Origin of the sequence: Arthrobacter sp. Hiyo1, from assembly GCF_001263615.2 — a bacterium.
Taxonomy (GTDB): Bacteria; Actinomycetota; Actinomycetes; order Actinomycetales; family Micrococcaceae; genus Arthrobacter.
On the sequence record NZ_DF952474.1, the window covers coordinates 121,041 to 121,848 of the forward strand.

At 67.1% G+C, this 808-nt stretch carries 1 protein-coding gene; it reads right to left on the reverse strand.

All coding sequences use genetic code 11. The annotated features are described in order from the left end of the window. On the reverse strand, nt 1-808 hold an 808-nt coding region (locus AHiyo1_RS17995), incomplete at both ends, for a DUF6986 family protein (RefSeq protein WP_445286234.1).

The following is an 808-nucleotide window of genomic DNA, read 5'->3' on the forward strand; positions in this document are numbered from 1 at the left end:
GTTCGTCCATAACGCCGCCTTCGGTACGCTCCACGTAGTTGCGCAGGCGGGCCGCGGCGGCCGGCAGGCCCTCGCGGTAGAAGGCATACGTCGCAGCGAAACGGCTCGGCAACTGGGCAGCGTGCAGGTCCCAGCCCTGGTAGTAGCCGCGTTCAAGGGAGCGGCGGACCAAGCGGCCGTGCAGCTTCCACGCGTTTTCCACGTTGTCGCCCACCGGGATGATGTTGGTGGAGCCGTCGGAGAGCCGGATGCCCGTTCCCGCAACGGCCAGCTGCATGACTTCCTTCGCGAAATCCGCCACCGGGTGCTCCATGGACTGGTACTCCGCGGAGATCTGCAACGAAGCGGAGTAGTCGTAGGTGCCGTAATGCAATGCGCTGATGCGGCCCGGAACTGCGTGGGGAAGCCGGGCCACGGGGGAGGTCCCCTCCGGGCCGAGAATCAGTTGCGGCGTCTCTACCTGGACCTCGAAACGGAGCCGGCCCGCCGGAAGGGAATGGATCTCTTCCAGCCGGGAGACCGCGAAGTCCATTGCCTGTACCTGGGCCACAGTGGTGACCTTCGGCAGGGTCAGGATGAGGCCCTCGGGCAGCTCTCCTGCGGAGGCCAAAGTGGAGACGAACAGGTCCAGGGTCTTCAGGCCACGTGCCCGGGTGGGGGCCTCGAAACACTTGAACCGGATGCCGATGAACGGCGGCGCGGACCCCGCGGCAACGGCTTCGCTGACAGCCTGGGCAGCCGCCACGGCCGCGACGTCTTCTGCTTCGTCGCCCCGGTCGCCGTAGCCGTCCTCGAAGTCGAGGCGCAA